Here is a 26,084-nt window from a genome sequence, read left to right on the forward strand (position 1 = left end):
CTATATTTGTTCTAATTAGTTATGTACTATGGGTGAATGCCGTTTTCTAATAGCTCAGTAAATGCATGAATATGAATAGGTTTACTGTAATAATAACCTTGAATAAACTGACATTTATTTTTTTGAAGGAAATTTACGTGCTCTTTCGTTTCTACACCTTCAGCAATGACAGACATTCCTAATGTATTTGCTAATGTGATGATCGTTTTAATAATTTCCATTCCATCATCACATGTTTCAGACATTGTAATAAATTCTCTCGGGATTTTTAACGTATCAATTGGATACAAAGGTAAGTAGGCTAGCGAAGAATAACCTGTACCAAAATCGTCGATAGAAATGTGAATCCCTAAACTTTTTAGTGTACGCAGTTTTATCAATGTTTCTCGCTCATCCATCATTGCAATTCGCTCTGTTAATTCAAGATCAAGAGAGCTTGCTGGTAAACCTGTATTTGTTAAAGTAGAAGAAATAGATTTTACAAAATCCTCTTGTTCAAATTCCTTAGCAGATAAATTTACACCTATTTTTAAATGTGAATATCCGAGTACGTGCCAACGTTTCATTTGTTTACAAGCCTGCTCTAATGTCCATTTACCTATTGAAATAATTTGTAGTGTTTCTTCTGCAATCGGAATAAACTCGTATGGAGAAATAATACCTAATTCAGGATGATTCCACCTAATTAAAGCTTCTGCACCGATAATTTTATTAGATTCACTATCAACTTGAGGTTGATACAAAAGGAACAATTCTTCATTTTGTAGTGCGTTTGGTAAATCTTTTTCTAATCGCAATCGTCTTTCAATTTTTTTAGCGATTACATCGTCATAAATAGATACAGAGTTAAGTTCTTTTGCTTTTGCATCATACATTGCAACATTAGCGTTTTTCAGAAGTGTAGCGGTATCGATTCCGGAATGTGGATAAATAGCGATGCCGATACTCAGTGATAAAGTTAATTTATGCTCATGTATGATAAATGACTTTTTCATGCATTTAAATAATTGGTTACATAATTGGAATAAGTAATCTTCGTCAGTATAGTTTTCAATTATGATTGTAAATTCATCGCCACCGATTCTTGAAAGATGAGTATGTGATGGAAGACATGATTGGAAGCGCTTTGCTACTTCTTCTAATATGTAGTCTCCTGATGAATGTCCAAGTGTATCGTTAATTGCTTTAAAGCGATCTAAATCTAAATATAATAATGCAAACTCGCTTTCTGTTATTTCAGCATTTTTTATAACTCTCTTTAATTTCTTATGGAAAAAGGCACGGTTACCAATTTTCGTTACAGTGTCATGGAATGCTAAATATTTTATTTCTTCTTGCTGTTTTTTTAGTGCAGTAATATCTTTCACCATAATATAGCTTCCTGAAATTTGTCCGTCTATTATAATAGGAATGATTGTAACGTATAAAAAATAAGTAAAGCCATCTTTATATTGAGAACTAAGTTGTAAGGATGCCGATTCTTGTTGTTTCACTTTCTCTAACGCCAATGCTAGCTTATGCTTATCTTCATCTAAAATAATCGAAAAACAAGTTTCACCGAGTAACTCATCTGTTGGTGCTCCAAGTAGTACACTCCCAGCCTTATTTACATTTAAGAATATTCCATTTAAATCAATGGTGAAAATAGGGTCAGGATGATATTCATATAATGATTTGAATTTTTGTTGTTTTTGAGAAAGAGCCTCTGATTTATGAACTAAATCAGAAGTCCGTAAAGTAACTTTTTCTTCTAGTTGGGCATTAAATGCCTGCAAACGTTTTGTTAAGGAATTGTTTTGCATACGTACGATAGAATGACGAATGAGTACGAAAATAAAAGTAATACAATTTCCTGTAATGAGAGTTGAAGATGATGTTTGTTCTTTTAATGTAAACCCGATTAGTATTGCAACAGCAAGATAGGGAAATACAACTAAAGCTTTTTTTCCTATTATAGGGTTTACAAGGAAATAATTTTTATGGCTATTATGATCTTCTGAAATAGAGCCAGCTATTGCAATAAGTAATATAGGTATTCTATATAAAAGACGTAATAATATTATCGTTTCAGTTGATAAGTGGTTATTTAAGTAAAAATAAATATAGTTAAAAGTTGCAGAACTTATTAATACAAAAATAAAGATATAAATTTTCCGTTTGGAATTAAAAATTGTTGGACGGAAAAAGAGACTAACACCTAGCAGTAGAAATAATAAATCTGCAATTGGGTATAAAAATGAAAGGAAAACATCTCCTAGTGAAAGAGCGAATATATTTAAATTTGGTTGATTAAATAAATACCATTCTAATGTAAATATGGAAGTAAGCACTATGCATATATCACAAATAAAGAACGCTTTTTCCCATTTATTGCATTCCTTTAAGATTTTATAGCAGAAAGCGATAAGACAGAAAAATAGAAAAAACATGTAAAATACATCAGAAACCGTAAAACGATGTATTGGAATTTCGAAGAAGCTATCTTGATATGTATATACTATTTTCCCTAATAAAAAACTACCAATTGCTATTGTAATACATATCCAAAACGGATTTGAACTGACTTTTTTAGAATATATAGAGTAAATCAGTGATACAAATGTAATGGCTTCAACGACAAGTGAAGCGAAGCGTACATCTGAATTTGAAAAATGAGTAGGGAACAGATAGAAAAACATAAAATAGATTGAATAGCATATTAATGTTCCGATTAATATACATAATTGTAAATTTTTATTTAATTTCAATGAAATCACCTTCTTTAATTATGCACTATGTTCGTTATATCTATACATAATAATATTATTTAAGAATTGTATCAGATTTCCTTATAAAAATCATGTTTATAAGGAAAGTGTTAAAGAGTGTAAGTATTCTTAAGGTTGAAAAAATATTGCGGTTGATAGTATAGACTGTATCAAGACTTTAAATAGAAATTGTATATTTAGTCATCCTTTGAATTGTAAAGTTTTTTTAGTGATTTGTAAGTGGAGATGCAAAATTGCATATAAAATGATGAGTATCTTTTTTTGGTGAGCTTTTTATTTTTAATCTGAAGATTAATATTTGTGAAAATGTTGAGAAAAGATATAAAATAAGAACGTGTATTCTTACAGAGTGGAATAGTATTGCCACTAAATAGGGAGGCTTTTTTATGATATATCGAATTAAAGATTCAGAAATATACTATGAAATTGTGGGAGAGGGTAAACCGGTCATTATCATACATGGCTGCGCCCCTGACCATAGGTTAATGATGAAATGTATGGAATCAGTATTTCAGAAATATGAAGGTTATAAGCGAATATATATTGATTTACCTGGAATGGGAAAATCGAATGCTCCAAATTGGATAAATAGTTCAGATCGTATAGTAGAAGTGCTTATCACATTTATTGAGGAAATCATTTCTACTGAAAAATTTTTATTGGTAGGAGAATCATATGGAGGCTATTTAGCCAAAGGTATACTTGCAAAGATGTTTGAGAGAGTTAGCGGATTACTATTAGTATGTCCTGTTGTTGTAGCGGAGCCAGAAAAAAGGATTCTTCCAGATAAACAGGTAATTGTACAAGATGAGGAATTTTTAAATACGCTCACTTCCACAGAAAGAGAGGAGTTTTGTGAGTTAGCTGTAATAGCAAATGAATATACATATAAGCGATTTAAAGAAGAAATTAAGCCTGGGTTAGATGTTGCTAATTATGAATTTATTGAAAGGTTGCAAAAGAATTACTCTCTTACTATGGATTTTCAGCATGAAAAATATGAAAATCCCGTTCTTTTACTGACTGGAAGACAAGATATATCAGTAGGTTATCAAAATATTATAGAAATTATTGAAGAATATCCAAGGGCAACATTAGCAGTGTTAGATATGGCAGGGCATAATTTGCAAATTGAGCAGCCTGAATTATTTGAGAGTTTAGTAGGAGAATGGATTAGACGAACAAATCAGCACAGTTTATAAAGTATTTTAGTATTACCCCTAAGTGTTGAAATGGGATAAATGAACGTGATTTATTAACTTATCTCGCTATTTGCCGGGCAGCCCGATTAGTGAGGGCTGATTAAAGTTTCACTTTATAAAAAATTTTAAGGAGAAATTATGAGCACATATATTTATATGGTTAGACATGGTGAATCACCAAAACTAGAAGGAAATGAAAGAATGCGTGGATTAACTGAGAGGGGACATATGGATGCCCGTAGAGTAACTGACATATTAAAAGCGGAGAGGATTGATACTTTTATTTCCAGTCCTTATAATCGGGCTATGCTAACGATAGAGGAGTCAGCTAATTTCCATGAAAAAGAAATAGTAGTATATGAAAATCTTAAAGAGTGTATGTTTTCAAGTGAGGATCAGGTTATATCAGACAAAGAGGTGTATCCACTTGTACAGAAGATGTTCTCTAATCCGGACTTTGCACGAACGGAAGGAGAGTCATATGCAGATTGCCAGAGAAGAGTAGTGAAAGTATTAAAAGAAATCTTAATGGATTTTCGAGGATGCAAAATTGTAATTGGTACACATGGGCTTGTCATGACATTAATGATGAACTATTTTGATAAACAATATGGTTTTGAATTTTTAATGAATACGTCAAAACCGGATATATATAAGATGGAATTTAAAGAAGAACAATTAATGAATGTAGAGAGATTATGGAAAGCTGAATAAAATTAGTTGCATGGATTTTGTTGTAAAAGTTACTTTTATAGCAAAGTCTTTTTTTGAATAGAAAGCATCTTTATCAACTATTGTTAGAATGTTAAATAAATAAGTAATTATTCAGTCTTTGAATAAATTATGGAGAAATTGGTTTAGGGAAACAATTTTAAATGTGCCAAAATTCCAAACGTTGGATTTATATTCAATAGGAGAAAAAGATGTAGAATTTTGTCTTACAGTCCCCGTTTACTTTTCATTTCATTACATATAGGCTTTGTGGTGTAAGGGAGGACATTGCCTTTACGTAAAATCTATAAGGAGGTCATTGTAATGAAACAGATTAAAAAGTTTGCGGGAGTTGCTTTAGCGGGGACGATTGGATTAAGTGGATTACTGTTTTTAGAACCAAGTGTAAGCGTTGCGGAAGCACAGCAAGTGAAAGTAGAAAATTTCAATACAATTGATGTAACGATGAATCTAAATGAATTGTATGTATTAAGTGGCAGAAGCATTGATATTCTTTCTGGAGATAAAGAAGCAATTCAGTTAAATAAATACACAATTAGTTTTAATAAACCTGGGAAGTATGTGATTAAAGTAAATGGCTGTATTTATGATGATGTATATACTTTTATTGTAAATGAGTAGTATATATTCTTAAATTGCGAGATAAAAACAGAAACACCCTATTTGCGATGAGAGTCGTAAATAGGGTGAATTTATTTGTATTAAGCTGTACTTTAAATATGTTCACTAATATTCTTTTTGTTATGTAAAAGTGTTAACAATGTAAATGAAATATACATCTTCACAGTCAAAAAAGTTAAAATATTTCGTTTTAAGGATTATAATGGAGGGAGGAACATAAAAGGGAGTGAATGAACTTGAAACAAGAACTTATTGAAAGATTTACGAGATATGTAAAAATTGATACGCAATCAAATGAAGAAAGTCATACAGTACCAACAACACCAGGACAAATTGAGTTTGGTAAGTTATTAGTGGAAGAGCTAAAAGAAATTGGTTTAACAGAAGTAACGATGGATGATAATGGCTATGTAATGGCAACACTTCCAGCTAATACGGACAAGGATGTTCCTGTAATCGGATTTTTAGCCCATTTAGATACGGCAACAGACTTTACAGGGAAAAACGTCAAACCACAAATTCATGAAAATTTTGATGGTAATGCAATTACGTTAAATGAAGAGCTAAATGTTGTGTTAACACCAGAGCAGTTCCCGGAATTACCATCATATAAAGGACATACCATTATTACAACTGATGGTACAACACTTCTAGGAGCAGATGATAAAGCTGGTCTTACAGAAATTATGGTTGCAATGAACCATTTAATACATAATCCGCAAATTAAGCACGGGAAAATAAGAGTAGCATTTACACCGGATGAAGAAATTGGTCGTGGGCCAGCGCATTTTGATGTAGAAGCGTTTGGTGCATCATTCGCTTATACGATGGATGGAGGTCCATTAGGTGGTTTAGAGTATGAAAGTTTTAATGCTGCAGGTGCTAAGTTAACGTTTAACGGAACGAATACACATCCTGGAACAGCGAAAAATAAAATGCGCAATGCTACTAAACTGGCTATGGAGTTTAACGGGTATTTACCAGTAGAAGAGGCGCCAGAATATACAGAAGGCTATGAGGGATTCTATCATTTACTTTCTTTAAATGGTGATGTTGAGCAAAGTAAAGCGTATTATATTATTCGAGACTTTGATCGTGAAAATTTTGAGGCACGTAAAAATAACGTTAAAAATATTGTGAAGACTATGCAAGAAAAATATGGCGAAGATGCAGTCGTTTTAGAAATGAATGATCAATACTATAACATGCTTGAAAAAATTGAACCGGTAAGAGAAATTGTTGATATTGCATATGAAGCAATGAAAAGTTTAGACATTGAACCAAATATTCATCCGATTCGCGGAGGCACAGATGGATCACAATTATCATATATGGGATTACCGACGCCGAATATTTTCACTGGTGGTGAAAACTATCACGGTAAATTTGAGTATGTTTCGGTAGATACTATGGAAAAAGCTGTTCAAGTTATTGTGGAAATTGCAAGACGTTTTGAGGAGCAAGCTTAAAAAAGAACCAAGTAGTACGAATGTGCTACTTGGTTCTTTTAATATAGTACTCGCCACAAATAAAAAGTCGCATAAGACTCCCAATTAGCCCAGTTTGCCGCGAAATCTTTTATTTCATTTTTTGTCGGTTTATTTTCGGAACCTGTTATAAATTTAATTGCATTATGCAGACCAACATCATCAATTGGAAAAGCCGAAGGAAATCTTAAACAACGCATTAAAACATAGTTGGCAGTCCATGGCCCTATACCATGGATAGCAGTTAATTGTTTCTCAGCAACCTTTACATCTTGTGTTTGCAGTAAATCCTCTTTTAATAGTTTTCTCTCTGTAATAAGCTTCGCAATACCGATTAAATATTCACATTTTCTAGTCGTCATTTTTAATTGTTGGAGATCTTCTACATGTAGATTTGCAATTGTTTCAGGTGATGGGAATATCCAATGCTTTCTACCGTCCCATTCTACATAACTTCCAAATTGCTCAACTAATCTCCTTTTTAGTGTATAAGCATATGTTAGGTTAATTTGTTGACCGATAATTCCCCAGGAAAGTGCCTCAAATAAGTCTGGAATGCCTAAAGTACGAAGGCCATAATATTGTTCAATTGGTCCTTGAAGGAGTAAATCATGTTTAGCTAATGTATAAAATGGGGCTAAATCAGTAGTTAAATCAAACCATTCTTTTACATAGTTAACTACAGCTTCACGTATCGATTTTTCAGATGTATATGGTTCTTCTAAACAACGTATTTGAATATTCCCATCTGTATTCACACTAATTTCAACTAAAGGATTTACATCTTGAACAGGGATAACTTTATAAATTTTGTTATCTTCAATATGGAACATACATTCATTGTTAGAGCGTAATAGATAACGTAAATTTTCTTGGAAACAAAATTCTTTTGGAACTGCTATAGATAATGCGCTATTATATTCTGCTGTCATATGAATTCCACCTGCAACTTTTCTAATGTAAGCAATTTTTTCTTCATTTCTAATCCACCCCTAAATCCGGTTAGTTTCCCATTCTTCCCAATAACGCGGTGACAAGGAATGGTAATAAGAAGAGGGTTAGCAGCAATAGCAGAAGCAACGGCGCGCACAGCTTTAGGTTTTTGAATTCTTTCAGCAATTTCTGTATAAGAATATGTCTTTCCATAAGGAATTTCACGTACCGTATTCCAAACAGATAATTGAAAATTAGTTCCATAAGCATCGATAGGAAATGTAAAAGTTTCTCGCTTGTTTTCTAAATACTCGATAACTTCTTGCGTATATATTTGCAAGTAATCTGGACTATGGGTCAATATATGTTGGGGCAGTTTTTTTCTAGCCCATATATTTAATTCTTCAAAGTTTTCGTCTTGTGATCCAATGAAACATAGTCCATTTTCAGTTGCAGCAATATGAAATCGCCAATTTTTATGTGTAAGTAGCGTCCAATATATATAATTATTTTTGTAGGAATTCATTATCGTATCCCTCTTTCATTTCGTTCTTTTTTCGATATTCAGTAGGAGTAAATCCGGTTTTCTTTTTAAATAAAGTTGCGAAATACTCTGGGTTTTCTATCCCGACAGCAGTACTAATTTCTTTAATAGATTGATTTGTGTGTAAAAGGTATTCGGTTGCTTTAAGAACCCTGAATTGTTGTATATATTCTATAGGAGTTAACCCTATTATTCTTTTGAAAGTACGTTGTAAATGAAAAGGGCTACCGTGACACATTTCCGCAAGCATGTCGAGAGTTAAGGATTCGTCATAATGCTTTTCGATATAGTCTTTAATTTGTTCTACCCACTCTTCATTAGGTAAAGTGATCCCATTTGGCTTACAACGTTTGCACGGGCGAAAGTTCTCACTTAATGCTTGCTCTGCATGATGAAAAATTCGTACATTGTTTCTATTCGGTATTCTTGATTTGCATGATGGTCTGCAAAAGATTCCAGTTGATTTCACAGCATAAAAGAATTTGCTATCATAGGAAGAATCATTATGAATAATTGCTTGCCAATACTCATTTGTTAATGTAACTCCTTCATTGTGCATAGAACATCACCTCTGAAATTAGTATAACCTGAATAAAGTGCGTATGTATGTATTCATAAATGTAAGAGCAAGATTACAAAGGTGAAAATATGATTGTTTTCTATTTTGTGATAGCATGAAATTTGGAAATAAACATCAAGAGGAGGACTATAAATGAAGTTAATTTCATGGAATGTAAATGGTTTGCGAGCTGTTATCGCAAAAGGTGGATTTTTGGAATATCTTGAGGAATCAAGTGCTGACATATTTTGTCTACAAGAGATTAAATTACAAGAAGGGCAAATTGATTTAAATTTAGAGGGATATTATACATACTGGAATTATGCTGTGAAAAAAGGATATTCAGGAACTGCTATTTTTTCGAAAAAAGAACCGCTTTCAGTTACATATGGTTTAGGCATTGAAGAGCATGATCAAGAAGGGCGACTTATTACTTTAGAATTCGAAGATTTTTACATGATAACGTTATATACACCAAATTCAAAACGTGGATTAGAACGATTAGATTACAGAATGAAATGGGAAGATGATTTCAGGTCCTATATCAAACGATTAGATGAGAAGAAACCAGTTATTTTTTGTGGAGACTTAAATGTTGCTCATAAAGAAATCGATTTGAAAAATCCGAAAAGTAATCGTGAAAATCCTGGATTCTCTGATGAGGAACGAGAGAAATTTTCATGTATTTTAGAAGAAGGATTTATTGATACATATCGTTACCTTTATCCTAATCAAGAAGGTGCATACTCGTGGTGGTCGTATCGTATGGGCGCGAGAGCGAAAAATATCGGATGGCGTTTAGATTATTTTGTTGTTTCGGAAAGAATGAAAGACCAAATAACAGAAGCGAAAATTAATAGTGAAGTAATGGGGTCAGACCATTGTCCAGTTGAATTACATATAAATTTCTAAAAAAAAGAAGTATCTCCCTAATATTAGGGAGATACTTCTTTTTTTAATTCAGTTTGTTAAAATTTTTCAAATCATTCTTGAAATAATTTCATATTAAATATATACTTAGTAACGATAATCATTATCAGTGAAAATGATTATCAAGTGATGAAGGCGTAAAAGAATTATAGTCTAGGGGAAGTGAACGGGAATGAGTTCTGGATAAAATTATTAATCTAATGAAATATATATATGGGACAAGGTTCATATAGTTAAATTTTATTGAGAATATAGTTTGAAAATTCGAGAGGAGACATATAAAGATGAACAAGAAATTATTTACTTTAGGGATGGTTACAGTTTTAAGTGTAGGTTTAGCGGCATGTAATAGTGCGGATAAAACTTCAGGCGAGCAAAAACAACAGACAAAAGCTACGGAAACGAAAAAAGATGAAAAACGAAAAATCACATATTTAGGTAAAGAGTATACAGTGCCAGCAAAAGTAGATAAAATTGCGACAGCTAGTTTAGAGTCAATGGAAGATGCGGCAGTACTTGGAATTAAACCAGTTGGTGCCATTACTGTAGGTGGTAAATTACCAAAATATCTTGAAAAAGAGTTAGAAGGTGCTAAATCTGTTGGTGAGAAAATGCAACCCAATTTCGAAACATTACTACAATTAAAACCAGATGTTATTACATCGAGTACGAAATTCCCAGCAGAAACAGCTGAAAAGTTTACGAAAGTAGCTCCTACATTCCCGGTATCACACGTTTCAACAAATTGGGAAGATAACTTAAAGTTAATGGGAGAATTAACTGGTAAAAAAGATAAAGCAGAAAAAATTATTAAGGATTACAATTCGGACGCTGAAAAAGCAAAAGCAAAACTAGGAGATAAGTTAAAAGATAAAAAAGTACTTGTCATAAGACTAAGAGCAAACGAATTATTCCTATATCCAGAAGGAGTATACTTCAACCCTGTAATTTATAAAGATCTTGGACTAACTGCTCCAGAACAATTGAAAACTGTAAAAGCACAAGAGAAAATTTCATTTGAAAAACTTGCTGAACTTAACCCAGATTATATTTTCTTACAATATGAGGCAAGTGAAAATAAAAACCCGAAAGTGTTAGAAGAAATTGAAAGTAATCCAATTTGGCAAAGTATGAATGCTGCGAAGGAAAAGAAAGTATTTGTAAATGTTGTAGATCCAATGGCACAAGGTGGTACAGCTTGGAGTAAAACAGCATTCTTAAAAGAAGCCGTGAAAAATTTATCTAAATAATACAATAAGTAAGGTGCGTTGAATGATATGCAGAAAACAAATGCAGTACCAGTAACTATATTATGTATAGCACCCATACTCATCTTATTTACAATTATACTTTCGATTTTGTATGGGGCAAAAAGTATTGACGCTGAAACAGTGTGGAACGCATTATTTCATTTTGATTCAAGCGATGTAAATCATAATATTATTATTACTTCACGTTTACCAAGGGTAGTTGCAGCTCTTTTAGTCGGAGCATTTCTAGCCATATCAGGAGCACTTATGCAGGGGATGACAAGAAACTATCTTGCATCCCCTTCTATTATGGGTGTGACGGATGGCGCTGCCTTTGTTATTACACTTAGCATGATTTTTCTTCCGGGAATGTCATCAATTGGTATGGTTGTATGTTCAATGATTGGTTCTGCACTAGGAGCCGGTATCGTGTTTGGTTTTGGTTCGCTCCTTCAAAATGGCTTATCACCAGTTAGGTTAGCGATTATAGGAACAGTTATTGGAACATTTTTAAGTAGTGTATCGGCTGCAATGGCTTCGTATTTCCAAATTTCTCAAAATGTTAGTTTTTGGTTTAATGCAAAGTTAGATCAAGTAGATCTTAATATCATTAAAATCACGATACCGTTTGGGATAATTGGAATAATTTTAGCATTGTTAATATCAAAATCTATTACCATTCTTTCATTAGGCGAAGAGGTTTCTATTAATTTAGGGCAACGTACAAAACTAGTTAAAGCGATGGCAATTTTATCGGTAATTTTCTTAACAGGAACAGCAGTTGCTTTAGTGGGGAAAGTTGGTTTTGTAGGTTTAATTATTCCGCACATTACGCGCTTTATAATTGGGGTAGATTATAAGTGGATTTTGCCATGTGCAGGTGTTATTGGTGGCGTTTTCTTAGCGTTATGTGACGTTTTGAGTAGATTTGTAAACTATCCATTTGAAACACCTATTGGAGTCGTTACCTCTTTAATTGGAATTCCTTTCTTCCTTTATTTAATCCGTACTAGAGGAGGAGAGAGACATGCTTAAAAGTTCAAGTCAACGTTTCGGAATGACGATGGGGATTATTATATTTTTAATACTATGTGCTATTTATATTAGTTTAACAAATGGTACGTTCGACATTACGATTACAGATATATTTAAAACACTGTTTAGAATTGATCCAGTACCAGAACATGATTTAGTTATTTTTGAGTTTCGCCTTCCGCGCATCGTAATTGCTGGATTAGTAGGATTAGGCCTTGGTGTTGCGGGTGCCGTTATTCAAGGGATTACGAGAAATGGGTTGGCGGACCCAGGTATTTTAGGCGTAAATGCCGGAGCAGGAACAGCGATTGTCATTTTTATGTTTTTCTTTCAAGGGCAATTAAAAAGCACAGACTGGGTTTCTATTATGATGATGCCAATGTTTGGTTTAGTAGGCGGATTAGGTGCAGCTATCATCATTTATCTGTTTTCTTGGAAAAACGGTAAATTAGATTCGCAGCGACTTTTATTAACAGGGATTGCAATTGGATCAGGATTTGGAGCCTTTTCTATGTACTTATCACTCAAAATGAAGTCAACTGATTTTGAAATGGCCGCAGTGTGGGTGTCTGGAAGCATATATAGTGCAAACTGGAAGTATATTGTGGCTATGTTACCATGGCTTATTATCTTAATTCCGCTTATACAAAAGAAAGCTTATTTATTAGATTTATTTCAATTGGAAGAAACGAGTATTACAAGTTTAGGTGTTTCAGTAGAAAGAGAGAAATCGATTTTACTATTAAGTAGTATCGGGCTTGTGAGCGCATGTGTTGCTGTTTCAGGGAGTATCGGTTTTATTGGCTTAATGGCACCGCATATAGCGAAAAGGCTTGTCGGTATTCAACATAAGTATATAATTCCTACGTGCGGCGTAATCGGAATGTTTCTTGTAATTGCTTCAGACTTTATTGCGAAAACAGTTTTTACACCTGTAGAGCTACCAGTTGGAATCGTTATTTCTATTGTCGGTGTACCGTATTTCTTATATTTACTTTATAAGGCGAAAGCGTAAGAGGAGGAATAAAAGTGAGTATTTTAAGTGCAAAAAATTTAGAAACAAGTTATGAAAAGCTTACAGTGTTTCGCGATTTAAATGTGGAAATACAAGAAGGAAAAGTAACGACAATTATAGGTCCAAACGGTTGCGGTAAATCGACATTGTTAAAAACAATGGGAAGAATTTTAAAACAAAAAAGCGGTAAAGTATATTTGCAAGGACAGGATTTACATACAATTCCAACGAAAGAAATTGCGAAGCAGTTAGCTTTACTCCCGCAAACTCCAATTGCACCAGGTGAGCTTAAAGTGGAAGAATTAATTTCTTATGGACGCTATCCACATCGAAATAACGTAAATAAGTTAACGACAAAAGATAAAGAAATGATTGATTGGGCATTAGATATAACGAAAACTTCTGAATTTCGAACGAGACAAATTGCAAATTTATCAGGTGGTCAAAGACAAAAGGTATGGCTAGCGATGGCATTAGCACAAGAGACAGAAGTGTTGCTATTAGATGAGCCAACTACATACCTTGATATGTCTCATCAATTAGATGTATTACAAATTGTAGAGAAGTTAAATAAAGAACATAATTGTACGGTTGTTATGGTATTACATGATATTAACCATGCATCAAGGTTTTCAGATGAAATTATTGCAATGAAGGAAGGCGAAATTGTTACAACTGGTAGCCCAGAAGAAATCATTACAAATGAAGTGTTAAAAGAAGTATTTCATATTGATGCGCGTGTCATGATTGATCCGTATAATGGGGCTCCTGTTTGTTTCGGTTATGATAGCGTTGTATCTCAAGAAGAAAAAATCGAAATATATGTAACAAGTTAAAAGGGGGGGATAGGGTGAATACTATAATTGAAAAACAGCAGATTATAACATCTAATACAGAGCAGTGGAAAATGTATTCAAAATTAGAAGGTAAGGAATATCAAATTCATATTTCAAAGCCGAGGCAACCAGCACCGGATTCAGGATATCCCGTTATTTACGTATTAGATGGCAATGCCTTTTTTCAAACATTTCATGAAGCAGTTAAAATACAATCAGTAAGAGCGGAAAAAACTGGTGTTTCACCAGCTGTTATAGTTGGAGTGGGTTATCCGATTGAAGGCGCATTTTCAGGGGAAGAAAGGTGCTATGATTTTACGCCTAGCGTAATTTCAAAAGATGCCCCTTTAAAACCAGACGGTAAACCGTGGCCTAAAACAGGAGGAGCACATAATTTCTTTACTTTTATTGAAGAAGAACTGAAACCACAAATTGAAAAGAATTTTGAGATTGATAAAAGTAAGCAAACGTTATTTGGACATTCTTTAGGTGGACTATTTGCTTTGCATATACTATTTACAAACTTGAATGCTTTTCAAAATTATTTTATTAGTAGTCCATCTATATGGTGGAATAATAAATCCGTTCTTGAAAAAGAAGAGAACCTTATAATTGAATTAAACAATGCTAAGTTTGAAACAGGAGTGTTCCTTACAGTTGGATCACTTGAACGAGAGCATATGGTTGTAGGTGCAAATGAATTATCAGAGCGCCTTCTCCAAGTAAACCACGATAAACTTAAATTTAAGTTTTATGAAGCTGAAGGGGAGAATCATGCATCTGTTGTGCCGACGTCTTTAAGTAAAGGATTGAGGTTTATTAGTTACGTATAGGAAAAAAGGTTATGGATGAAACATTCCATAACCTTTTTTAATGTGTAGAATTGTCCTTTTCGAAAGTTTTGTTTCAACTTTTCGTCTAAAGAGACAAAAAGTTGTCACAATTCGGTCACAATTAGCATAAACATGAAATAGACGAAATGAACTTATTTCCAAAAGGCTTGGTTTATTACAATCAGGATTCGTAGAGCTGAAAAAGCATGGATGAAAAGTTCACTATATTCCCAAGGAGGTAGATCGTATGAAAACAATTCTTGCTATCGCTGGACTTATTTGGGTTCTATCACATGGCATTCCAATTTATGAAGGAGAACAAATTCGCAGTGCTCTAAATAAAAATTTTAATGAATATCATATCATTGATCGGCAAGATAATGTTGTGACAGTTCGAGTAAATGACTGTTTTCATACGGTAACCGTTGAAGGAACTTCAGTAGTGAATGATACAAAAGTATGTGATCAGCAATAATTATATATGGAAAGAAAAAATTCTCAGGTTAAATATCTGAAAATTTAAATTAAAACATTATAGACGAAGAATAAGCGGGGGCGGGTAATCCCCGCTTATTCTTGTTTCACTTTATTGAATTTTGATGAGAGATATAATGATTTTTTGACAAAAAGGAAAGGGTATACTGAAAATTGAGATTAAGAAGCTAATGCGTTGTTAAGAATAATCATAAAGTGTAAATATACTCTTATGGGGTATCATGCGTAGATATTTAATGCTATAATTGGTATACTCATAAAAAACAATTGTTTTATTGGATGAAGAGAAACTTTAAGAAGGTGATAATATGGATCATAAAGAGCATGAAGCAGTAACACATAGATCAGAAAAAGAAAAAGAACAGATTATAAATAGATTAAAGAGAATTGAAGGACAGGTCCGCGGTATTCAAAACATGATTGAAAATGATCGTTATTGCGTAGATATTTTAGTGCAAATTTCAGCGATTAATGCAGCGATGAAAAAAGTAGGAATGGGCGTTCTCAAAAATCATACGAGTCATTGTGTTTCAGGAGCTATTAAAAATGGAAATGGTGACGAAGCAATTGAAGAATTAATGACAGTATTTGAACGTTTTTCAAAAGCGTAAAAACAAGCTAGTATTTAACTGGCTTGTTTTTTTGTTTACCCTCATATTGGATTTGGGTGTATTGTAGTGAAAAAGTGTGTGTAAAATAAACTTTTAGAAAATAATTGAAAAATCATGATACAAAACCATTGATTACCTTAGGGGGGTATGGTAAGATGTAATTGTGATTAACAAACAATGAATAAACAAGAGGAGGATTTTAAATGGAACAGTTAACATTACAGGTTGAAGGTATGTCTTGTGGACATTGTGTAAATGCTATCGAAAGCAGTGTGAAAGAGCTAAACGGTGTTGAACAAGTGAAGGTTCAATTAGCAGAAGGAACTGTTGAAGTTACTATCGACTCGTCTGCTGTAACATTAAAAGATATCGTTGCTGTAATCGAAGATCAAGGATACGATGTTCAATAATTATTTTTAGATATGGAAATAAATCGTACTTTAAATGAAGTACGATTTATTTTGCTAATCATTATACCTCATAAGGGTATATAGAGGTGAGAGACATGAATGAAAAAAAAGAGGCCAATCTTCAAATATTAGGAATGACATGTGCGGCATGTGCAAATAGAATTGAAAAAGGTCTAAAAAAAGTAGAAGGTGTTCATGAGGCAAATGTAAATTTTGCGCTTGAAAAAACAAAAATAATGTACGATCCAACTAAAACAAATCCGCAACAATTTAAAGAAAAAGTTGAATCATTAGGATATGGAATTGTAAGTGATAAAGCTGAATTTACTGTTTCAGGAATGACATGTGCAGCATGTGCAAATAGAGTTGAAAAGCGTTTAAATAAGTTAGATGGTGTGAACAAGGCGACAGTAAATTTTGCTTTAGAATCAGCCACAGTAGACTTTAACCCTGATGAAGTTAATGTAAATGAAATGAAGAGCGCGATTACGAAGCTAGGATATAAATTAGAAGTGAAACCAGATGATCAAGATGCATCAACTGATCATCGATTACAAGAAATTGAAAGACAAAAGAAGAAGTTTATTATTTCGTTTATTTTATCTTTCCCATTATTGTGGGCAATGGTTAGTCATTTCTCATTTACGTCATTTATTTATTTACCGGATATGTTAATGAACCCTTGGGTGCAACTAGCACTTGCAACTCCTGTTCAATTTATCATTGGTGGACAGTTTTATGTTGGGGCTTATAAAGCGTTACGCAATAAAAGTGCTAATATGGATGTTCTCGTGGCGCTTGGAACGTCGGCCGCGTACTTCTATAGTGTATATTTAAGTATTCAATCTATTGGTTCTTCGGAACATATGACAGATTTATATTTTGAAACGAGTGCGGTACTTATTACATTAATTATTTTAGGTAAATTATTTGAAGCGAAAGCAAAAGGGCGCTCATCAGAAGCAATTAAAAAATTGATGGGTTTACAAGCGAAGACAGCTACAGTTGTGCGAGATGGAACAGAAATAAAAATTTTGATTGAAGAAGTAGTAGCTGGTGATATCGTCTATGTAAAGCCTGGTGAAAAAATACCAGTAGATGGTGAGATTGTAGAAGGAAAGTCAGCAATTGATGAATCGATGTTAACGGGTGAAAGTATTCCTGTTGATAAGTCAATTGGGGATGTAGTAATAGGTTCGACAATAAATAAAAATGGATTTTTAAAAGTGAAAGCAACTAAGGTAGGAAGAGATACTGCATTAGCTCAAATTATTAAAGTAGTAGAAGAGGCACAAGGTTCAAAAGCTCCTATTCAAAGGGTAGCAGATCAAATTTCAGGTATTTTCGTACCGGTTGTAGTTATGATTGCGATTATCACATTTGCAGTATGGATGATATTTGTTACACCTGGTGATTTTGGCGGAGCACTTGAGAAAATGATAGCAGTACTTGTTATTGCTTGTCCATGTGCATTAGGTCTTGCAACGCCTACATCTATTATGGCAGGATCAGGAAGATCGGCTGAGTATGGTATTTTATTTAAAGGTGGAGAGCATTTAGAAGCAACGCACCGATTAGATACGGTTATTCTAGATAAAACGGGTACAGTGACAAATGGGAAGCCGGTATTAACAGATGTAATTGTAGCAGATGGATTCAATGAAAATGAACTGCTTAGATTAGTAGGGGCAGCAGAAAGAAATTCTGAACATCCGCTTGCAGAAGCGATTGTAGAAGGAATTAAAGAAAAGAAAATTGATATCCCGAGTTCAGAAACGTTTGAAGCGATTCCGGGATTTGGTATCGAATCAGTTGTAGAAGGAAAACACTTATTAATTGGTACACGTCGATTAATGAAGAAATTCAATATTGATATTGAAGAAGTTTCTAAATCAATGGAAGCGCTAGAACGAGAAGGAAAAACAGCAATGCTTATTGCAATCGATAAAGAATATGCTGGTATAGTTGCCGTTGCAGATACTGTGAAAGATACTTCAAAAGCAGCTATCGCAAGACTGAAAAAAATGGGTCTAGACGTTGTGATGATTACAGGAGATAATACACAAACTGCTCAGGCAATTGCAAAGCAAGTTGGTATTGATCACGTAATTGCAGAAGTATTGCCAGAAGGAAAAGCAGAAGAAGTGAAAAAACTGCAAGCAAATGGTAAGAAAGTAGCGATGGTTGGAGACGGGATAAATGATGCTCCTGCTCTTGCTACAGCGAACATTGGTATGGCAATTGGAACGGGAACGGATGTAGCGATGGAAGCAGCGGATATAACGTTAATCCGCGGTGACTTAAATAGTATTGCTGATGCGATATTTATGAGTAAAATGACGATAAGAAATATTAAACAAAATTTATTCTGGGCATTAGCTTATAACGCGTTAGGAATTCCAATTGCGGCATTAGGTTTCTTAGCCCCTTGGGTTGCTGGAGCAGCGATGGCATTTAGTTCTGTATCCGTTGTATTAAATGCATTACGATTACAAAGAGTTAAATTAAAACCTTAAAAAGCTACATTAAGTAATTGAATAGAATTAAAAAACAATACTTGAATAAGTATTGTTTTTTTGTTCGTATAGAAATTAAAACGATATAATAAAGCAGAAATATAGAATCGTATGTAGTAGAAAAGTTAAGAGGTAGTTTGGTAAGGAGACTTATATATGTTAAAAGATATTATAATTAGAACATTCCAGAAAAAAGATTTAGATCAAGTATTACAATTGTTCTATGAAACAGTTCATACGGTTAATGCAAAAGATTATAATGAGTTACAGCTACAGGCGTGGGCACCGGAGCGACTAGATAGAGAAAATTGGTTACAGTCTTTAGAAAAGAATATTAGCTATGTAGCGGATCATAAAGGTATGATTGTGGGGGTTGGGGATTATAACGATGATCGTTACGTAGATCGTTTATTTACGCATAAAGATTATCAAGGGAAAAGAGTCGCTTCATACATACTACAGAAGTTAGAAAAAGAAGCAGTGAACTTGGGACATAGGGAGATATATACAGAGGCGAGCATTACCGCAAAACCTTTTTTTGAAAGTAAAGATTTTATTTGCATAAAAGAACAAAAGAAACAGCATAATGGTCAGATTTTTATTAATTATGTTATGAAAAAATATCCTTCTCATAAATGAGAAGGATATTTTTCATTATTTTACAGCTTCTTTTAGTTCTTTACCAGCTTTGAAAGCAGGTACTTTAGAAGCTGCGATTTGCATTTCTTCACCAGTTTGTGGGTTACGGCCTGTACGAGCAGCTCTTTCGCGAACTTCGAATGTACCGAATCCGATAAGTTGTACTTTTTCACCAGCAGCTAAAGTGTTAGTGATTGATTCTACTACAGTTTGTACAACTACAGTAGCTTCTTTTTGAGAAATCTCAGCATTTTGTGCTACGTTTTTAATTAATTCTGTTTTGTTCATGTTTTTCACCTCATATGTAAATAATGCTATTTAAGTTGTTATTATAACGTATAAAACATTCGAGAACAAGTGTACGTACATATATTCGCAAAAAAAATGAAATTTGTAATATTTTTAGGGTTCTTTATAGACATTCTATTTAAGCCGACAGAGATTTGTTCTTCATTTCAGTCTTCTCTTGATAAGAAGATAGTTTCTTATTATAAGATATGAAGTAAGGTAGTGCTACAAATAACATACCTCCTACTAAATTTCCAAAGAAAACAAAAATAAAGTTTGGAAAATATTCAGCCCAAGTGAAATGACCGGCAAAAATTGCGGCTGGGATGACAAACATATTTGCTACAACGTGTTGAAATCCAATCGCAACAAAAGTCATAACTGGGAACCAAATACCGATAATCTTTCCGATAAATTCTTTACTTCCCATACTGAGCCAAACAGCTAAACAAACGAGCCAATTACATCCGATTGCAGAAATAAATGCTTGCAATGGTGTATCTTGTAGTTTCGCTTGAGCGATAGAAATAGTTTTCGCTAAAAAAGCTCCTTCAGTTAAGCCAACGATATGGCCGAAAAAGTAGGCTACAAATACAGCCCCTATGAAATTGCTAAACGTAACAATAACTAAATTTCGTATGAAATGAAATAAAGTAATTTTCTTTTGAAGCCAAGCCATAGAAACTGTCATCATGTTACCAGTTACTAGTTCACCGCCTGCAAGAATAACGAGAATAAGACCGATAGGGAATACAGCAGCGCCTAGAAAACTAGTAAATGATCCCCAATATTTTGGCATTGTTCCAATAACATGAATATCGAGTAAATACCCTAATGCGATAAAAGCACCGCCAAAAAAACCGAGAATTAGCATAGGGAGTAATGATAAATGAGCTTTTTTCCTTCCGGAATTCGCAGCAAGTTCCGTAATTTCTTCTGGTGTAAATACAGACATGAATAACCCCTCCGTAATAAAATGATGGAATGAATAGAAAAAGATTCGAAAATATATGTATTATAAAAATATGGTATGACTTCTGTATAAAATTGTCAAAGTGAATAGGGAGGAAATTACATATTAATAACATTGTTCATGTTGTCACATTAATGTAACAATAAGGATTTAAAGTGTTTCTAGAGGTGAAAACATGAATACGAATCATGTAAAAAAAGAACGAAAAAAATCAATCGTAAAGATATTTATTATTAGTTTTATAAGTATATTAATGATACTAGTAAGTTTGTATTATTATGCGACAGAAATAGAACGAAAACTAGTAACAGTTACATGGAATGAAATAGAAGCTTCTGCAATTCCTAAAGAATTTAATAATAAAAAAATATTACAGTTTTCAGATGTACATTTAGGGCCAGAGTTTACATTGAAGCAACTTGAACATTTGGTGGAGAAGATGAATGAATTACATCCAGATATAGTAGTTTTTACCGGAGATTTAATAGATAAATTTGGTTCTTATAGTGCAGAAAGAGAGGGAGCGAAGGCTATTTTGCAGAAAATTTATGCTCCCTTAGGGAAATATGCTGTGTTTGGGAATCATGATAGGGGCGGGGGCGGTAGTTTATTTTACAAAAAATATATGGAGGAAGCTGGTTTTTCTGTATTAGTAAATGAAGTGCAGAAAATTAAAGTGGAAAACGGCAAATATATTACAATATCAGGTTTGGATGATTTTCTATTAGGGAAGCCGAAAATAGATTCAACTTTAAAAAACTTGAAACAAAATGATTTCAACATGTTATTAGTACATGAGCCGGATGTTGTAACCAAAATAAATCGTTACCCAGTTGATCTTCAACTGTCAGGACATAGTCACGGAGGACAAGTCCAAATCCCTTTTGTAGGTCCGTTAATTACTACCAAACTAGCTGAGAGTTATGTTGAAGGTATGTATGAAGTGGAGGGGAAGAGTAAGCAGTTATATTTATATGTAAATCGTGGTATTGGGACTACTAGGATGCCTGTTAGATTTTGTAGTGTACCTGAACTTTCAGTTTTTGTGTTGAAGCAAAAGAGTGACTAGAATATTTAACAATATGATTCGGAGGAACGTGCGATGTTGGGCGATGGAAAACAGTTTCTTAAAACTTTAGATGTGACAAAGTAATTTTCATAAATAAAAAACAACAATAGGACCTATAAAGGGTCCTATTGCTGTTTTTATCCTGCATTGATTGCCCATAAATGTCCGATTGATGGGGGCTAATTATAGTTTTACTTTGTTATTTTTGCAAGGAAAGACCATCAAAATATGTTCTATAGTTATTTGAGAATTCGAAGTTGTTTTTTGCATCCCAATTAATAGACCAAGACATTAGGCCGCGGAATGCAGGATAGCCACTCTGGTTAGAAAGTTTATACTTTCCTCCGAACGGAACTCCTTTAATGATATAATTTAAAGCTTTTTTCATTTCAGTTGGCGAAATGTATCCACCACTTGGAGCTGCCGCTGGTGCTGCTGGAAGCCCAATCATGACTTGATCTGAACGAAGAGCTGGGAAAATGTTATTTGCATTACCACCTACAGGAAAACCATGTAAGAGCATATCTGCCATAGCGACCTCGTAGTCTGCAGTACCTTGATTGTAGTTATTACCGTCCATTCCAATCCCGCTACCAGCGTTGTAGTGTTGAACATGAATGTATGTTAGTTTATCTTTCACTCCGTAAATAATTGGTAAATATGCACCCCATATGCTTCCATATGCGCTATAACCGCCTTGAACATAAGCTGTTTCAGGAGCCATGCTTAATAGAAAATCTGGACCATAATGATCTGAGATTGTTCGAATAGCTGATATAAGATTTACGATTTGGGGAGTAGTTGGATTTTTGAAATTAGTATCATTTCCGTTTAAGTAAATACCTGATTCAAGGTCAATATCTATTCCATCAAAACCGTATTTATCGATTAGAGACTGTATGGAATTAATAAAACGATCCTTAGCGGCATTGTCAGGAAGTAAAACGACTCCATTTTGTCCACCTATTGAAAGAACTACTTTCTTTCCTTTACTTTTTAAATAAGAAATATCTGATTTGAAGTCTGCATCTGTACCATACACAGGAGAAAATTCAACAGTGGAACGATCACCACCAGTTTCACCAAAAGATACATTGATTACATCCCATTTTGGTGAAACGTCTTTTAATTTAATAATGCCAGTACCGTTATCAAAGTTATGCCAATATCCAACGAGTAATTTTGAACCTAAATTGTTTGCTGCTTGTGCTTGGAAAGGGGATAGCGGTAGAAGTAAGAACATTACTAAAATACAACAAAAAAATTTGAACTTGTTTAACATATCAACACTCCTATACAAAAAGTTGTCTAGATGTATAATCTTGTTTATTTAATAATATCTGAAAATTCTTTCTTTTGTAAGGGGACTATAATTTTCTCAACAATTGTGTATGGGAAAGTATTAAACCTAATGTAATAATTTTTGAAGAAGGTTGAATTGTAATTGTTAAATTCAGAATATTTTGATATATTTTAACGTATAGAACAAAATCTTTCGCACAGTACTCTTACATAAGTTTCAAAATTTAGTTTGGAAGGGGATGTACAAGATTTGGATAAAAATCTAAAGAAAGACCTCAAAATACGCCACATTACAATGATTTCAATTGGCGGCGTAATAGGGGCTGGTTTGTTTGTTGGAAGTGGTGCAGTTGTACATTCGGCAGGACCAGGTTCTATCGTTTCATATGCATTAGCAGGACTTCTAGTCATTTTCGTCATGAGAATGCTAGGAGAAATGGCAGCTGTTAATCCGACAAGTGGTTCATTTGCAACGTATGCAAGAGAAGCGATTGGTCCTTGGGCGGGTTATACAATAGGCTGGTTATACTGGTTTTTTTGGGTAATTGTTATTGCAATAGAAGCCACAGCAGGTGCTGGTATTATCCAATATTGGATTCCACAAATACCGCTTTGGTTATTAAGTTTAATATTAACAATTTTGTTAACGCTGACGAACGTTTTTTCGGTGAAATCATTTGGAGAGTTTGAATATTGGTTTTCTTTTATTAAAGTAATAAGTATTGTTTTGTTCCTTTGTCTAGGTCTTGCTGTTATTTTAGGATTTGTTCCAGGAACAGAAGCACCCGGCACTTCGAATTTAATTGGACAAGGTGGATTTATGCCAAACGGTATAAGTTCGGTCCTGCTTGGAATTACTGTTGTTATATTTTCATTTATGGGATCAGAGATTGTAGCAGTAGCCGCAGGTGAATCTGCAGAACCTGTAAAAGCAGTAAAAACAGCAACAAACAGTGTGATTTGGCGTATTCTTGTATTTTTTATTGGGTCTATAGCGGTAGTTGTTACGCTACTGCCATGGAATTCAGCAAACATATTAAAAAGTCCATTTGTAGCTGTACTTGAACATATAGGAATACCAGCGGCAGCACAAATTATGAATTTTATCGTTTTAACAGCTGTACTTTCTTGCTTAAATTCAGGCTTATATACAAATTCAAGAATGCTTTTTTCAATGGCAGAAAGAGGAGATGCTCCAAAGTCATTTTTAAAATTGAACAGTAGTGGTGTTCCCGTTCGAGCGGTTTTATTTGGAACTTTCTTCGCTTATATTGGAGTTGTGTTTAGTTACATTTCTCCAGATAAAGTCTTTTTGTTTTTAGTGAATGCATCTGGCGGGATTGCGTTACTAGTTTATCTCGTTATTGCAGTTTCGCATTTAAAGATGCGTAAAAAAATGGGGAAAGTAGAACAACAAAATTTGAAAGTGAAAATGTGGCTTTTTCCGTATGTAACGTATGTTACAATTGCTGCTATTATAGCAGTTTTAGTTGCGATGTTCGCAATTGATACTTTACGTTCACAAGCATTTTTAACAATGTTTGTTACTGTTCTTATCATACTTTCTTATTTTATTTTTAATAGAAATAAAAATATCACAGTTTTGCATCCTAAAAGTAAGAATGAGGAATCTGTTCGATTCTAATTTTCTTATTTTCGAAGAGAGTTACACCCAATCATTGCTATAAAAGAATCATATATAATCATAGAAACAAGTAATTACTATTGTCATAGTGAATATAAACTTTTTTCTTGACTTTTTATACGAAGGCGAGCAAAATGGTAAAAAAGGAAGGGGGGATGATGATGGAAGAGTACGTATTAGAGCTGTATAACCTGTTATATACGACAGAATGGCAAGATATTGTTTCGTTTCTAGGAATCGTATTTTGCATGAAAATTGTAATTGTATATATGGAAGAGCAAGGTATGTTCTATTCCTTCTCATCTCCGTTCGATGTGCAGCGCGAGCCGTTGCTAAACTATGCCAATGTGAATTACGAACAATTTCCTTTTGTAGTTTTCTTTATGATTCGATTTATTACAGCAATTGTAAGGAAAAAGGAAAGTGACGATGAAGAGTGCCACTCAACTTGTAATATAGCGAATGTTTTTTAAGCTAAATACAAGGAGGAGATTTATATGTGGTTTCGATTTCTTATGATTGGTTTTTTTTCATTAACAGCAATTTCATTAATGGGATATCAAGTGTCTGAAATTTTTCAAGCATATAGCGATACATTTTTTAACAAAAACTAATCGCATTGCTATTTGAATAATAAAGCGATAAAATCCTTCTTAAGAAGTTTTATTAAGAAGGATTTTTTTCTTTGTCTGGTCTTGCTGTGTCAAACTATTGTCACATTTACACTGTGAATAATATGTTAAAATAGTGAGGTTATGTATACATACTTGAAGGAAGAGGGAGTGACCATTTTGGTGGATCAATCAACAAATCAGAAAAGCTATGCTCCTATTGTGATAACGCTTTCTGTAATTGTAAATGCGATTATTTTATTTTTGTTCTTTGGACCTGTTGGCTATGAAGGAGAAGTACATTTTGATGTAACGATTTTACCAATGTTAAACGCGATTTTTAATAGCTTTACGTTCGTATTTTTATTAGCAGCGTTATTCTCTATTATTAAAAAGAATGTGAAAATGCATCGTGGTTTTATCCTTGCAGCATTTACGACAACTTTACTATTTTGTGTGTCGTATTTATCGTATCATTACTTAGCACCGGCAACACATTTTGGCGGAGAAGGATTCATTAAATATGTGTATTTCATCATTTTAATTACACATATTATCCTAGCAGCAATTATCGTACCACTTGCATTGTTTGCGCTTGTATTTGGTTTTACAAATCAATTAACACGTCACCGTAAAATTGTACGTTGGACGATGCCGATTTGGTTATATGTAAGTTTATCTGGTGTTATTGTTTACTTAATGATCTCACCTTATTACCAATAAAAAAATCTCAGCCTGTAGGCTGGGATTTTTTTATTAAGCAAATATTTTTGTGAAATG

Annotated in this window: 26 protein-coding genes; 19 read left to right on the plus strand and 7 right to left on the minus strand. The window is 33.5% G+C overall.

Annotation, left to right across the window (positions count from 1 at the left end; genetic code table 11):
• Positions 1-26: 26 nt before the first annotated feature.
• The gene (locus tag MR112_RS09015; RefSeq protein WP_000773558.1) at positions 27-2,747 is read right to left on the minus strand and encodes a sensor domain-containing protein; all 2,721 of its coding nucleotides are present in this window, start codon (positions 2,745-2,747) and stop codon (positions 27-29) included.
• Positions 2,748-3,154: 407 nt separating this feature from the next.
• Here MR112_RS09015 and MR112_RS09020 point away from each other — a divergent pair, with 407 nt between their 5' ends.
• The 4 genes from MR112_RS09020 (at position 3,155) to pepT (ending at position 6,792) form a co-directional block, all read left to right on the plus strand.
• The gene (locus MR112_RS09020; protein ID WP_000640346.1) at positions 3,155-3,970 is read left to right on the plus strand and encodes an alpha/beta fold hydrolase; all 816 of its coding nucleotides are present in this window, start codon (positions 3,155-3,157) and stop codon (positions 3,968-3,970) included.
• A gap of 138 nt (positions 3,971-4,108) precedes the next feature.
• On the plus strand, positions 4,109-4,684 hold the full coding sequence (locus MR112_RS09025; protein WP_000109179.1) for a histidine phosphatase family protein: 576 nt from the start codon (positions 4,109-4,111) through the stop codon (positions 4,682-4,684).
• Between the two features lie 321 nt (positions 4,685-5,005).
• On the plus strand, positions 5,006-5,323 hold the full coding sequence (locus tag MR112_RS09030) for a hypothetical protein (protein WP_000809495.1): 318 nt from the start codon (positions 5,006-5,008) through the stop codon (positions 5,321-5,323).
• Positions 5,324-5,559: 236 nt separating this feature from the next.
• Entirely contained in the window at positions 5,560-6,792 is a 1,233-nt protein-coding gene (gene pepT / locus MR112_RS09035; protein WP_000807014.1) for a peptidase T, read from the plus strand.
• A 38-nt stretch (positions 6,793-6,830) separates the two neighbouring features.
• Here the strand turns inward: pepT and MR112_RS09040 are convergent, their stop codons facing one another.
• The 3 genes from MR112_RS09040 to MR112_RS09050 are packed head-to-tail and all read right to left on the minus strand — an operon-like array spanning position 6,831 to position 8,846.
• Positions 6,831-7,742: a DNA-3-methyladenine glycosylase 2 gene (locus tag MR112_RS09040; RefSeq protein ID WP_242244890.1), complete on the minus strand. Its 912-nt coding sequence runs from the start codon at positions 7,740-7,742 to the stop codon at positions 6,831-6,833.
• Positions 7,739-8,269, minus strand: a complete 531-nt coding sequence (locus MR112_RS09045) for a methylated-DNA--[protein]-cysteine S-methyltransferase (protein WP_001089840.1) — start codon at positions 8,267-8,269, stop codon at positions 7,739-7,741. Before MR112_RS09045 ends, MR112_RS09040 begins: the two co-directional genes overlap by 4 nt.
• Entirely contained in the window at positions 8,250-8,846 is a 597-nt protein-coding gene (locus MR112_RS09050) for a bifunctional transcriptional activator/DNA repair enzyme AdaA (protein WP_000551322.1), read from the minus strand. The genes MR112_RS09045 and MR112_RS09050 overlap by 20 nt, the downstream gene beginning before the upstream one ends.
• 153 nt (positions 8,847-8,999) lie before the next feature.
• On the opposite strand from MR112_RS09050, the gene MR112_RS09055 reads away from it, so the two are divergent.
• The 11 genes from MR112_RS09055 (at position 9,000) to MR112_RS09105 (ending at position 19,416) form a co-directional block, all read left to right on the plus strand.
• On the plus strand, positions 9,000-9,758 hold the full coding sequence (locus MR112_RS09055; RefSeq protein ID WP_000767620.1) for an exodeoxyribonuclease III: 759 nt from the start codon (positions 9,000-9,002) through the stop codon (positions 9,756-9,758).
• A 302-nt stretch (positions 9,759-10,060) separates the two neighbouring features.
• Positions 10,061-11,026 (plus strand): iron-hydroxamate ABC transporter substrate-binding protein, encoded by a 966-nt coding sequence (locus MR112_RS09060; RefSeq protein WP_001035506.1) that lies wholly within the window; start codon positions 10,061-10,063, stop codon positions 11,024-11,026.
• Between the two features lie 27 nt (positions 11,027-11,053).
• On the plus strand, positions 11,054-12,061 hold the full coding sequence (locus MR112_RS09065) for a FecCD family ABC transporter permease (protein ID WP_001173041.1): 1,008 nt from the start codon (positions 11,054-11,056) through the stop codon (positions 12,059-12,061).
• Positions 12,054-13,076, plus strand: a complete 1,023-nt coding sequence (locus MR112_RS09070; protein WP_000920438.1) for a FecCD family ABC transporter permease — start codon at positions 12,054-12,056, stop codon at positions 13,074-13,076. The genes MR112_RS09065 and MR112_RS09070 overlap by 8 nt, the downstream gene beginning before the upstream one ends.
• A 14-nt stretch (positions 13,077-13,090) precedes the next feature.
• Positions 13,091-13,912 (plus strand): ABC transporter ATP-binding protein, encoded by an 822-nt coding sequence (locus tag MR112_RS09075; RefSeq protein ID WP_000025766.1) that lies wholly within the window; start codon positions 13,091-13,093, stop codon positions 13,910-13,912.
• A gap of 14 nt (positions 13,913-13,926) precedes the next feature.
• The gene (locus MR112_RS09080) at positions 13,927-14,745 is read left to right on the plus strand and encodes an alpha/beta hydrolase (protein WP_086401009.1); all 819 of its coding nucleotides are present in this window, start codon (positions 13,927-13,929) and stop codon (positions 14,743-14,745) included.
• A gap of 247 nt (positions 14,746-14,992) precedes the next feature.
• Complete coding sequence (locus MR112_RS09085; protein ID WP_000849103.1) at positions 14,993-15,220, plus strand: hypothetical protein; 228 nt, start codon at positions 14,993-14,995, stop codon at positions 15,218-15,220.
• A 328-nt stretch (positions 15,221-15,548) separates the two neighbouring features.
• Positions 15,549-15,851, plus strand: a complete 303-nt coding sequence (locus MR112_RS09090) for a metal-sensing transcriptional repressor (RefSeq protein WP_000349637.1) — start codon at positions 15,549-15,551, stop codon at positions 15,849-15,851.
• 203 nt (positions 15,852-16,054) lie between these two features.
• Positions 16,055-16,261, plus strand: a complete 207-nt coding sequence (gene copZ / locus MR112_RS09095) for a copper chaperone CopZ (RefSeq protein WP_000436973.1) — start codon at positions 16,055-16,057, stop codon at positions 16,259-16,261.
• A 95-nt stretch (positions 16,262-16,356) separates the two neighbouring features.
• The gene (locus MR112_RS09100; RefSeq protein WP_242244891.1) at positions 16,357-18,777 is read left to right on the plus strand and encodes a heavy metal translocating P-type ATPase; all 2,421 of its coding nucleotides are present in this window, start codon (positions 16,357-16,359) and stop codon (positions 18,775-18,777) included.
• Between the two features lie 156 nt (positions 18,778-18,933).
• Positions 18,934-19,416, plus strand: a complete 483-nt coding sequence (locus MR112_RS09105; RefSeq protein ID WP_098771931.1) for a GNAT family N-acetyltransferase — start codon at positions 18,934-18,936, stop codon at positions 19,414-19,416.
• A 15-nt stretch (positions 19,417-19,431) separates the two neighbouring features.
• On the opposite strand, the gene MR112_RS09110 is transcribed toward MR112_RS09105, so the two are convergent.
• Together MR112_RS09110 and MR112_RS09115 are read right to left on the minus strand one after the other, a co-directional pair.
• Entirely contained in the window at positions 19,432-19,704 is a 273-nt protein-coding gene (locus MR112_RS09110; protein ID WP_001043904.1) for an HU family DNA-binding protein, read from the minus strand.
• Between the two features lie 139 nt (positions 19,705-19,843).
• Positions 19,844-20,659, minus strand: a complete 816-nt coding sequence (locus MR112_RS09115) for a formate/nitrite transporter family protein (protein WP_000110545.1) — start codon at positions 20,657-20,659, stop codon at positions 19,844-19,846.
• A gap of 193 nt (positions 20,660-20,852) precedes the next feature.
• Here MR112_RS09115 and MR112_RS09120 point away from each other — a divergent pair, with 193 nt between their 5' ends.
• Positions 20,853-21,746, plus strand: coding sequence for a metallophosphoesterase (locus tag MR112_RS09120; protein WP_001095336.1), 894 nt, complete (start codon positions 20,853-20,855; stop codon positions 21,744-21,746).
• 199 nt (positions 21,747-21,945) lie between these two features.
• Here MR112_RS09120 and MR112_RS09125 read toward each other — a convergent pair whose 3' ends face one another.
• Complete coding sequence (locus tag MR112_RS09125) at positions 21,946-23,028, minus strand: chitinase (protein WP_000932436.1); 1,083 nt, start codon at positions 23,026-23,028, stop codon at positions 21,946-21,948.
• A gap of 270 nt (positions 23,029-23,298) precedes the next feature.
• On the opposite strand from MR112_RS09125, the gene gabP reads away from it, so the two are divergent.
• From gabP to MR112_RS09140, 3 genes are all read left to right on the plus strand, one after another.
• On the plus strand, positions 23,299-24,693 hold the full coding sequence (gabP, locus tag MR112_RS09130; RefSeq protein WP_000360111.1) for a GABA permease: 1,395 nt from the start codon (positions 23,299-23,301) through the stop codon (positions 24,691-24,693).
• 134 nt (positions 24,694-24,827) lie between these two features.
• Positions 24,828-25,166, plus strand: coding sequence for a hypothetical protein (locus MR112_RS09135; RefSeq protein ID WP_002026213.1), 339 nt, complete (start codon positions 24,828-24,830; stop codon positions 25,164-25,166).
• A gap of 318 nt (positions 25,167-25,484) precedes the next feature.
• Positions 25,485-26,027 (plus strand): DUF420 domain-containing protein, encoded by a 543-nt coding sequence (locus MR112_RS09140; RefSeq protein WP_000228315.1) that lies wholly within the window; start codon positions 25,485-25,487, stop codon positions 26,025-26,027.
• Positions 26,028-26,084: the final 57 nt, after the last annotated feature.

The sequence above is a fragment of the Bacillus cereus group sp. BfR-BA-01330 genome (genome assembly GCF_022663885.1).
GTDB classification, from domain to species: Bacteria; Bacillota; Bacilli; order Bacillales; family Bacillaceae_G; genus Bacillus_A; species Bacillus_A cereus.

Excerpts from the sequence above, each read along its gene's own strand:
- MR112_RS09060 (WP_001035506.1), top strand. The coding sequence starts at position 10,061 with ATGAACAAGAAATTATTTACTTTAGGGATGGTTACAGTTTTAAGTGTA.
- copZ (WP_000436973.1), top strand. The coding sequence starts at position 16,055 with ATGGAACAGTTAACATTACAGGTTGAAGGTATGTCTTGTGGACATTGT.
- MR112_RS09120 (WP_001095336.1), top strand. The coding sequence starts at position 20,853 with ATGAATACGAATCATGTAAAAAAAGAACGAAAAAAATCAATCGTAAAG.
- MR112_RS09125 (WP_000932436.1), bottom strand. The coding sequence starts at position 23,028 with ATGTTAAACAAGTTCAAATTTTTTTGTTGTATTTTAGTAATGTTCTTA.
- MR112_RS09045 (WP_001089840.1), bottom strand. The coding sequence starts at position 8,269 with ATGAATTCCTACAAAAATAATTATATATATTGGACGCTACTTACACAT.
- MR112_RS09040 (WP_242244890.1), bottom strand. The coding sequence starts at position 7,742 with ATGACAGCAGAATATAATAGCGCATTATCTATAGCAGTTCCAAAAGAA.
- MR112_RS09090 (WP_000349637.1), top strand. The coding sequence starts at position 15,549 with ATGGATCATAAAGAGCATGAAGCAGTAACACATAGATCAGAAAAAGAA.
- MR112_RS09085 (WP_000849103.1), top strand. The coding sequence starts at position 14,993 with ATGAAAACAATTCTTGCTATCGCTGGACTTATTTGGGTTCTATCACAT.
- MR112_RS09100 (WP_242244891.1), top strand. The coding sequence starts at position 16,357 with ATGAATGAAAAAAAAGAGGCCAATCTTCAAATATTAGGAATGACATGT.
- MR112_RS09070 (WP_000920438.1), top strand. The coding sequence starts at position 12,054 with ATGCTTAAAAGTTCAAGTCAACGTTTCGGAATGACGATGGGGATTATT.
- MR112_RS09105 (WP_098771931.1), top strand. The coding sequence starts at position 18,934 with ATGTTAAAAGATATTATAATTAGAACATTCCAGAAAAAAGATTTAGAT.
- MR112_RS09110 (WP_001043904.1), bottom strand. The coding sequence starts at position 19,704 with ATGAACAAAACAGAATTAATTAAAAACGTAGCACAAAATGCTGAGATT.
- MR112_RS09025 (WP_000109179.1), top strand. The coding sequence starts at position 4,109 with ATGAGCACATATATTTATATGGTTAGACATGGTGAATCACCAAAACTA.
- MR112_RS09135 (WP_002026213.1), top strand. The coding sequence starts at position 24,828 with ATGGTAAAAAAGGAAGGGGGGATGATGATGGAAGAGTACGTATTAGAG.
- MR112_RS09115 (WP_000110545.1), bottom strand. The coding sequence starts at position 20,659 with ATGTCTGTATTTACACCAGAAGAAATTACGGAACTTGCTGCGAATTCC.
- MR112_RS09055 (WP_000767620.1), top strand. The coding sequence starts at position 9,000 with ATGAAGTTAATTTCATGGAATGTAAATGGTTTGCGAGCTGTTATCGCA.
- MR112_RS09020 (WP_000640346.1), top strand. The coding sequence starts at position 3,155 with ATGATATATCGAATTAAAGATTCAGAAATATACTATGAAATTGTGGGA.
- MR112_RS09050 (WP_000551322.1), bottom strand. The coding sequence starts at position 8,846 with ATGCACAATGAAGGAGTTACATTAACAAATGAGTATTGGCAAGCAATT.
- MR112_RS09030 (WP_000809495.1), top strand. The coding sequence starts at position 5,006 with ATGAAACAGATTAAAAAGTTTGCGGGAGTTGCTTTAGCGGGGACGATT.
- MR112_RS09065 (WP_001173041.1), top strand. The coding sequence starts at position 11,054 with ATGCAGAAAACAAATGCAGTACCAGTAACTATATTATGTATAGCACCC.